General features: G+C 43.0%; 9 protein-coding genes and 2 pseudogenes. 2 read left to right on the plus strand and 9 right to left on the minus strand.

Annotation, left to right across the window (positions count from 1 at the left end; all coding sequences use genetic code 11):
• Positions 1–149: 149 nt before the first annotated feature.
• The 8 genes and pseudogenes from xerS to M4D81_RS34890 all read right to left on the minus strand — a co-directional run bounded on the left by xerS (position 150) and on the right by M4D81_RS34890 (position 6,124).
• Positions 150–1,220: a tyrosine recombinase XerS gene (gene xerS, locus M4D81_RS28520; RefSeq protein ID WP_260068900.1), complete on the minus strand. Its 1,071-nt coding sequence runs from the start codon at positions 1,218–1,220 to the stop codon at positions 150–152.
• 601 nt (positions 1,221–1,821) lie between these two features.
• Entirely contained in the window at positions 1,822–2,157 is a 336-nt protein-coding gene (locus tag M4D81_RS28525; RefSeq protein ID WP_260068901.1) for an MFS transporter, read from the minus strand.
• A complete protein-coding gene (locus tag M4D81_RS28530) occupies positions 2,138–3,304 on the minus strand; it encodes an MFS transporter (RefSeq protein WP_260068908.1) in 1,167 nt (388 codons plus the stop codon). The genes M4D81_RS28525 and M4D81_RS28530 overlap by 20 nt, the downstream gene beginning before the upstream one ends.
• Before the next feature lie 379 nt (positions 3,305–3,683).
• A pseudogene (locus M4D81_RS28535) lies at positions 3,684–3,884 on the minus strand (aldo/keto reductase); the annotation flags it as partial.
• A complete protein-coding gene (locus M4D81_RS28540; RefSeq protein WP_260068902.1) occupies positions 3,871–4,191 on the minus strand; it encodes a hypothetical protein in 321 nt (106 codons plus the stop codon). The pseudogene M4D81_RS28535 and the gene M4D81_RS28540, both read right to left, overlap by 14 nt.
• An 83-nt stretch (positions 4,192–4,274) precedes the next feature.
• Positions 4,275–4,499, minus strand: coding sequence for a hypothetical protein (locus M4D81_RS28545; protein WP_260068903.1), 225 nt, complete (start codon positions 4,497–4,499; stop codon positions 4,275–4,277).
• A gap of 103 nt (positions 4,500–4,602) precedes the next feature.
• Positions 4,603–4,773 (minus strand): hypothetical protein, encoded by a 171-nt coding sequence (locus tag M4D81_RS28550; protein WP_176502475.1) that lies wholly within the window; start codon positions 4,771–4,773, stop codon positions 4,603–4,605.
• A 650-nt stretch (positions 4,774–5,423) separates the two neighbouring features.
• Positions 5,424–6,124, minus strand: a pseudogene (locus tag M4D81_RS34890) (SOS response-associated peptidase).
• Between the two features lie 179 nt (positions 6,125–6,303).
• Here M4D81_RS34890 and M4D81_RS28560 point away from each other — a divergent pair.
• The gene (locus M4D81_RS28560) at positions 6,304–6,486 is read left to right on the plus strand and encodes a hypothetical protein (protein ID WP_260068904.1); all 183 of its coding nucleotides are present in this window, start codon (positions 6,304–6,306) and stop codon (positions 6,484–6,486) included.
• A 28-nt stretch (positions 6,487–6,514) separates the two neighbouring features.
• Here M4D81_RS28560 and M4D81_RS28565 read toward each other — a convergent pair whose 3' ends face one another.
• Positions 6,515–7,816, minus strand: a complete 1,302-nt coding sequence (locus tag M4D81_RS28565; RefSeq protein ID WP_260068905.1) for a competence protein CoiA family protein — start codon at positions 7,814–7,816, stop codon at positions 6,515–6,517.
• 214 nt (positions 7,817–8,030) lie between these two features.
• Here M4D81_RS28565 and M4D81_RS28570 point away from each other — a divergent pair.
• Positions 8,031–8,435 (plus strand): transposase (locus M4D81_RS28570; RefSeq protein WP_260068906.1); only part of this gene is annotated, 405 nt, incomplete at its 3' end.

An 8,435-nucleotide genomic window follows, 5' to 3' on the forward strand; every position in this document is an offset into this window, starting at 1 on the left:
CTATTGAAGTCGCTATTTTGAAGTGACCCCCAAAAGTTAGATACAGTTATTCATTAGGCAGCATTCTCAGAATGAGTTCGGTACTGTACCTGACTCATTTTATTTTTGCCTTCAACCGTTTGGTAACTATCCGCTTTAATAACAGAATTTCAACTGTCCGCCTTGTTTACCGAATGACGGCGATCCTCTTGTGCAATATGAGTATAGATCATAGTCGTGTTCATATCGGAATGGCCGAGTTGCTCCTTTAACATGGCAAGATCATTATTCTCCTGATGAAATTTCGTCGCAAAGGTATGTCGCAGTTTATGGATCGTCAAAGCCGGTCGGCCGAACGAATCAACGTATCGCTCAAGCATTTTCTGTGCGGCACGCACGGACAGGCGGCTAACCGTTCCACTCGGTCCAGTGGGGAGGGAAAGGAACACGGCAGCCTGATTGTCGCCGACGCCGTAACGGCTTTTTCGTATCGCCACATACGATTGTAGATCCTGAAGCGCAATATCGCTAATCGTTACGCTGTCCTTTTTATTACCTTTTCGAGTGACAGAGACTTTTGCTTTCAACCAGTCTATATCGTCAAGATCGAGCGAGAGGGCTTCTGATATCCGGAGTCCGGATCCAAGAATAAGGCTGACTAGAGCCAAATCCCGCTCCTTGTTTTTTAAATGAGAGTTAAGGATACGCTTATTGGGCCCGCATATGCCCTGGAAGCCTTCTGCTACAAACAGTCGAAAATCAAAAATTTCATCATCTCGCAGGATTTTTTCCTCGATACGTGCCGCTTTTTTCTCCACTGTGAGTTTTTCTTTGTCAGCTTCAACCTTAATCATGACATTCCGCTTTAGGTAAGGAAATCCTTGATCATCCTCCGAAATCTGTGATAGGAAATGGAATAAAGATTTGAGAGAAGCGAATTTACGAGCAATAGTATCCTTTGAATTACCCTGATCAATCGCAAGGAAATCAGCGTATCTCTCGACGTCTGATGCTCTAAGGTTCTCTAAAACATCAAGTGGTAGATCACTGCGCTCGCCCCGGTAGAAGCCTTCTGAGATAAGCCAATTGAAGAATGAGATATAATCTAGGATATAATTCAGAAGCGTATTTGGCGACTTCTTGCGCTTGCTGCGCTCTATGTATTCCTGAGCGTACCACGGCAGCTCGTTCATTTTGCTGTCGGCTTTCTTGAATAAGCGTTTACGTTCGTCGATGTGCATAGTGACCTCCACAAGTTCTAAGTTATGAACGCATACATAAGTAAATCTCAGATTCCGTTAGGGAATGGTCTTCTAAAGCTGAAGGGAATTTTATGATGAGATTGTTGCCGCGTTTTACAGCAAAGAAGATTCTCTCAGTTCGAATGAAGTCATCCACATAGCACTCACTTGCATCAATTAGATTCAGGAAGGAAAGTAGACTTTCTAGTAGACCTTTAACAGTAAAAAGCACTGTTTCCCATTCGTCATTACCGTTTTTAAAAGTTACATGATAGCGATGCTTAGGCTCAAATAACATATAACCTCCAAATTGAGTGTTGTAAATATGGAAAATTGCGTATAAACCGATGACTATGTAATCATTAATGGCATTAATTAGTGTTTAGCTGTCCATATATTATAGCAAACATAAGTTCCTTTTACTATGATTTCGTCTAACTGTAGTTATGCGTAATTAAGATAAATAGAATGACATTCTAGCTGCCTTCTCTTCTTTACCGCCGTCTGCTTTTGATTTCATTATGGCTAAAAATTAAACGACCGTTCCCCGGTAGAATACCGGGAAACGGCCGCAGCTTAAATCTTGTCTTTTTTGTACTGTCTACTTGACAGGGTTATGACCAAAATAGCGACTTTCAATGGGACCATCTTCTTGTCCCTCGACAACAATAAGCAAAATTAAGAAGTTATCAAAGACTAAATATGAAATATAGCCTAGCGCTGATGAAATCGTGGCTAAAATAATAATTAATTTCCTGTCCAGCCCACGATCCGAATATTTGCCAATGAACGAGTTGGCTACCACGCCGCTTAATGAACTCACAGCTGTTAAAACGCCGAAGGCTCCCGCACTCATTCCCAAATCCTCTGTAAAATAGAGAGCTAAGTATAGTGAAGGGATTTTAGTCAACTCAATTCTATTGGAGAACTTCCACATTCAGCGACTGTTCTTTGTCTTTCAATAAACGTTTCACAAATAAAGTGAATAGGATCAAGGATACCCCAACAGATACCGCGCTTACCGCGAACAATACCTGGTAGCTTGTGTATTGGGAGACCCAACCCAGCATGATCGAACCCAGCCCTATGCCTAGGTCATTTGCAGTTGTAATCGTAGCGTTGGCGACTCCTTTACGGTCCGAACGGGCGACAAGTAACGTTGCTGATTGGAAAGCCGGTTGCGCGGAACCGAAGCCGATACCATATAGAACGGCGGATACAAGTACGCCGACTATACCGTTTGAGAAGCTCAAGACAATTAAGGCACAGATCGTAATCACAAGTGACGGTGCAATGACAGCCATCTCCCCGTATCGGTCGGAAAGTTTTCCAGAAATGGGACGGCTCAACGCAAGTGATGCAGCGAAGGTCAGAAAGAATACTCCGGAATTGACCTGGATCGAGCTTGCGAACAGCGGAACAAAGGTGGTAATGCCACCATAAGCAATAAACAGAAAAAAGGCCGATGTCGCAATGGGCAAAACCGATTTTTCGTACAACTCGATTTTTCTTGCACCTGTTTGCGGCCGGAAAGGCATTCTTGCACCAAACGTCAGAAACAGTGCTACTACAGAGAGGATGACGGCGAGTAAAAACAAAGCGCTGTACGAATGGTTCTGTGTAACCCAGATACCGATCATCGGTCCGACCGCCATAGCCAGAGTCATTGACGTGCTAAACCACCCCATTCCCTCGCCGCGGCGGGCAGCCGGGATCGTATCCGTAACCGAAGTAATCATGGCGGTGGTGGAAAGAGCCCAGCTTAGGCCGTGAAGGATTCTTAGCCCGATCAGCACGATAATTCCGCCGACCCAGTTATACATATACATCGCCAAAGTGAATAGCAGGAGTCCCCATACGATAAATGGACGCCTGCCCAACCGGTCCAACAGCCCGCCCACGAGCGGTCGGAAAAACACCGCGGACAGGGCAAACGCCCCCATCGCCAAACCGACCTGCGATTCGTTTCCGCCCATCTCTTTGATGAATGACGGCAGCGTAGGATACAGCATGTAAAAAGCGACAAATAGAAAAAGGTTTCCTGCCGTCAAAAGAATAAACGGCTTTGTCCATAAGCGTTCCACAATGCTCATTACTGGTGACCAACGATTCGATGAGGTACATACGGCTCTTCCAGCGAGGAAAGCGGGAAATCTCCGATCGCTCTTTGTGCAACCGTAAGTTCTTTTGAATCTGACAATACTTATCCCTTCTTCCTTCTTAGTATAGTGCCTTAGGTTGCTATCATTCTTAACACTCAAATGATTTCGATTTAGTTGACAGTGTTTCTAGAGTTAGTCCTGAAATACAAAGTACCCACTTTAGCGCGGGTTCTTATGGAACTGCGATGCGGCCTTATTTTTAATTGACTGTGATGTAATCTTAACCGTATTTTTGATTTCCCTAATTTATACTTGAAAGCTTTTCGCTATATCTAAAAAAGCATCCACGTCTTTAGCTTTAGTCTTGTTGAAAATTATCAACACCAATCGCTCGTATCTTTCCCTCCCGATATAACTCTTCCATTGCTCGCCAAGCCCCATAGTAGTCATTATATGGTTGGTGAATGACAAATAGATCTACATACTCAAGTCCCAAGCGATTTAATGATTTTTGGTTTGTGCGAACGCATTCGTGGGGATTTTTTTTCTTAGCTTGAATAATCCGACGCGTTAATAGTCCCTCTTTTGACCTCGATGTAATAGGTCGTTTCTTCCGTTCTTAGGTACACATTCAGGATCGCGTCGCCATACGCACCTGTGGACGAAATAGGGAATCGCCCCGACGAATCGGTCTGCACTGGAATTTTCTCCAGCATCTTCCCACTTTGCATGTTATTCTGGTGTTGATCGATCTGAATCTCCAACTGCTTGTTGGCCTGATCCGCGAATTGTCCTTCCACCGACAGCGTGCCGTCCGCGCGGAATTCGGCGATCATCATCTTGCTGCCAAGCGCCGGTTTGATATACACTTCCGGAAACAGATATTCAGGTAGCTTCTTCTCGGACGTGACCGACTTCGGTGCGCGACCAATTGCTTCATGCCAGACTTCAATTATATCAAGATCACCGCCGTCTGCGCCGGAGTAACGATATCGTTGGAATCGAACATCCAGCTCTGATTACCTTCGGTTCCACGCATGTAATCATGAGCCAGCACGTAGTCACCGCATTCGGAAATACCGAGAATATTAGCTCGAAAAGCAAAAAAACTCCCGATAATAGCCATAGTGAATGATAAAGAAAATACAAACTCGGTTATCTGCATTCTTATTTTCAATTGAGTTCTTCTTCTCCCTCGGTGATTTGTTTAGTGTTTTAATTCCTCCAACAAGCACACAGGTCGCGGCCGACAGCTGGCCAAAATAAACCTTCCTCTCATATTACTTATTCATTTTTCTTTTCACCTCATACAACTCTCCAGACAAATAGGCTATTAACCCTGCTGATACGTACAAGGCAATCCAATCGCCGTCTGCCCCAATAATTTTCGGGAGAAATTCAGAAGCACCTATAATAAGGAAGACAACAAATAGCATTACGACAATTTTCAAAATGAACAACTCCTATTTCCCGGTGTAATGTACTGATATATTAGCAATACTTGATGAACTATCGTTCACAAAACTATTTGTACATCTTCTTATTTCTGTATTAGGGTTTCCATTCACTCGGTAAACCAATAAGGCATCATTTCCACCTAAAAAGCCAAGGCGTTCATATAAGTAATTTTATGTGCCACTTGACGTATATTTACTCTTAAAATTCAACTCCAAACAACTTACAAGTGTTATCCTTTAGGAGATTGGGTTAACCTCGAGAAATGTGGTAATATGATCCGTCTTCATTGAATCTATAGCCCTGGGACTCTAAGTGACCGCGAACCTTTTTGTACAGTATTTTTCCTATGCTAATGTATTGACCCGACTCTCTTTGTGCGATGTTCAATGCATCTTCTATTAGAAGTAACTCCGCATTACTGAACTGTAGCACTTCCTCTTTATTAGCTTCTTGGCTAACATCTGAAACGTTGTCATATCGTTTTGCAATCCATCCCAAGTTTAAGCAGTCCCTTCCATGATTTTTCAGAAAGAAGTACAGTAGAATTCTCAGCCATGAATTCGGCTCGCTTCTTCCATTATATCTCATCTTATCATCTCTTACATAGAAGACGACTACTGAAAAAAAGACCTACTCCCACGCCTTAGCGTGGAAGTAGGTCTTTTTTTGAGTTTGACGGAATCTCATCTATTAATTCGGAACCCGTATTCTTAACGTTCCCTACTGCAGCAGAAACTGGATAGGATAGCATGTTGGCTGTAGGGAAAGGAGATAATAATTCCTGAAGCTTTTCTTTATCTTGTACATCCGGATCCAGCCAGATGTCTGCTTTTTTATCATCCAAAATAACCGGCATTCTATCATGAACATTTGCCACCAAATCATTTGGTTTCGTAGTAATTATGGTACAGCTGCGCAGTGTCTCTCCGTCCGGATCCTTCATTCGTCGTACAAACCCGCAAAGCCATACACGCCCTTTGATTTGATCTGGAATCGATATGGATGCTTTTTGTCCTTCCCTTCTCTTTTCCACTCATAAAACCCGTCACTCGGGATAATAATACGTTTCGTGGTAATAAGATGTCGAAAGGCCGGCTTAGATTGTATCGTTTCAGCTCTGGCATTAATCATCTTATAACCAATTTTAATATCTTTGGCCCAAAATGGAACAAGCCCCCATCTATATCCTTCCAATACCCTTCTTCCGGTGCTTCCATTTATGACAGCGATCGTTTGAGAAGGCGCTATGTTATAACGCGGTTTTAACTCATGCTCAACCCTGCTCACTTTAAAATGATCGACGATTTCATTTTCGTTAATAGTTAGGGTAAATCTTCCGCACATTGATATCCCCCCATTCTTATTAATATATTATCCAATATCACCGATAATTAACTTCCACAAAACACCGGGATTGTCTATACGCATGCCATCGGTGAAGGGTGAACTTACTTTACGGCCTCCTAGTTGCGGGTAGTGGAAACATCGGAGGGCACTGCATTTGAGGGGGCTCGTCGTTAAACATGATGATGAACGTTGAGTCATCGGTCACAACCTGGAGCATCACTCCGGGATCTGCGACGATCGAACGGGCACCGACAGCGGCGATTACGTATCAGCTCATGGATCAGCTCACGGGACTCCAGTTCTCACGGCGGACTCGACGTTTGCCGTACTTCCGCAAAACCGGTGTTCTCCAGAGGTAGAAATGCATAAATTACAGCTCGTTTTGGATTATAAAAATTGAATATCAACAAGCCATTTACGTATTTGGGGTGCTTGAATCCTGCCCAAAGCAAACTGAATCATTTTATCGAGATCTTTTAAGGTTAGTCCATAGTCGGCTAAATCACTTCGGTTGAAACGAACATAATAATAAAGTTGCTTCGCTTCTGCTTCCGAAATTGAGCAGTTTTTTAGCATTAGAATGCTTCCTGTCAGGTCAAAGTCTGGATCCGCGTTTGAAGAATCAGTTGTTGGAGAGGTGAACCTCGATTGTTCCGGTATGGGTTGCCGAACCTCAGCTATTGGATTTGGCTGTTCCATATAGCCTTCATTAATAGATGTTAAACGCTGCCGGCGTTCTTCAACTTTAAGGATCAGATCGGAAGCGAATTTTGTTCGTGCCTTATCCTCTTGTTCCACATCGCTAAGGAGTATTTCATCTCGGACGATGAGGGCATGTGAAATACTGAGCTGATACCCTCTGGTCAAAGAAAAGGCACGATATGGCGTTTTCTTCTGATCCAAAATTAAACGGTGCACTGAAATCGTAATGCTGTCTTCCTTGGAATGAACATAGTATAAGCTACGAACATCAAAGATCAAAGGCGCATGCGCTTGATAGCCAAACAGTGCGGGGATATTCATGTCAGGGAACTCCTCAGATAAATCTTCAAGCAGCTGGTCCCATTTGCTATCCTCTGCCGTTTTAATCGTTAGTCCATACTCAGCTTCCCATAGATGGAGCATATTATGATCACTATCCTCAGCCAACTCCCGGTCTTCTACGAACCAGATTGTCTGGAGTCCTCGATCTCTAAAGTACTTCGTCCGCCTATTGATAAGCTGAACAACTTTGTCGTCACCAATTTCGTGCACGTTAGTAATAATTGAAACTGCGAACTCCCTGCCGTTGTTGTTGATATAAATGTCCGGATAATACCTCCATGACTCTCGCCCCTTCTCTTTATATCCATACTCAACTTTTAAATCAGATTTGATCCGCTCTTGCCCTTTAAGATCTGTGTAAATGATCTCTTTAATAACTGAATGCTTCTTATTCTCCCTGCTTACTTGATCCTGGTAAGAATCATAGGCTCGAGCCAGTTGACAGGTTTTCCCTCGAGTATGAGAAAAATGAATATCTCGGATATCGCCGGCTCGTAACAGCAACTTTGCCATACAGAACGGACAGGTTATTGTTTCCTTCTCCGCATATTTTCGATATTTCTCAATTTCGGAATCCCGCTCCGCTGCATTGTTTACTATTGTCTTGATATTAATAAGTTTCCCCAAATATAGCCCAATGTCCATACTGATCCACCCTTGTAGAATTATCAAATTTCGTATTTTGATCAGCATCCACTGAAAATAGACGACTATTTCAGTTCAGAAAAAAATCACTCTAGTTATTGCCTATTATAACTCGCCGATTCGTGTACATCACTATAAAGCAAAAAAAAAGCCGCAATATTGAACTGCACCCTAATTGTTAGACACATCTAACAGTTGGAGGTGCAGTTTTTTTATGACTAAATTTACTAAGGATAGCAAATTGGCATTAATTCAAGGGTATGATTCTGTTCTTCTATCTCAGACAGAATACGCCAATCAAATGGGCGTTACCAAGTCTCAATTCCAATATTGGTTGAAGCTCTATGAGATGCATGGTGAGACTGCCTTTACTAACGGCTATACAAATTATCCGGCAAGCTTTAAACTGGACGTACTCAATCATATGGCTCAATCAGACGCTTCTCTCATGGATACCGCTGCTTTGTTTAAACTCCCGGACTTCTCCATGTTGTATTCCTGGCAGAGAAAGATGGAGACAGGCGGTTTAGAAGCCCTTGAGCCAAAAAAGAAGGGGCGTCCATCCATGAAGAAAAATCTCAATTCGTCTACTAAACGATCCGTAGTTGAAGGGTCTGTT

Source organism: Paenibacillus sp. p3-SID867 (genome assembly GCF_025142895.1).
In the GTDB taxonomy this organism is placed as follows: Bacteria; Bacillota; Bacilli; order Paenibacillales; family Paenibacillaceae; genus Paenibacillus_AQ.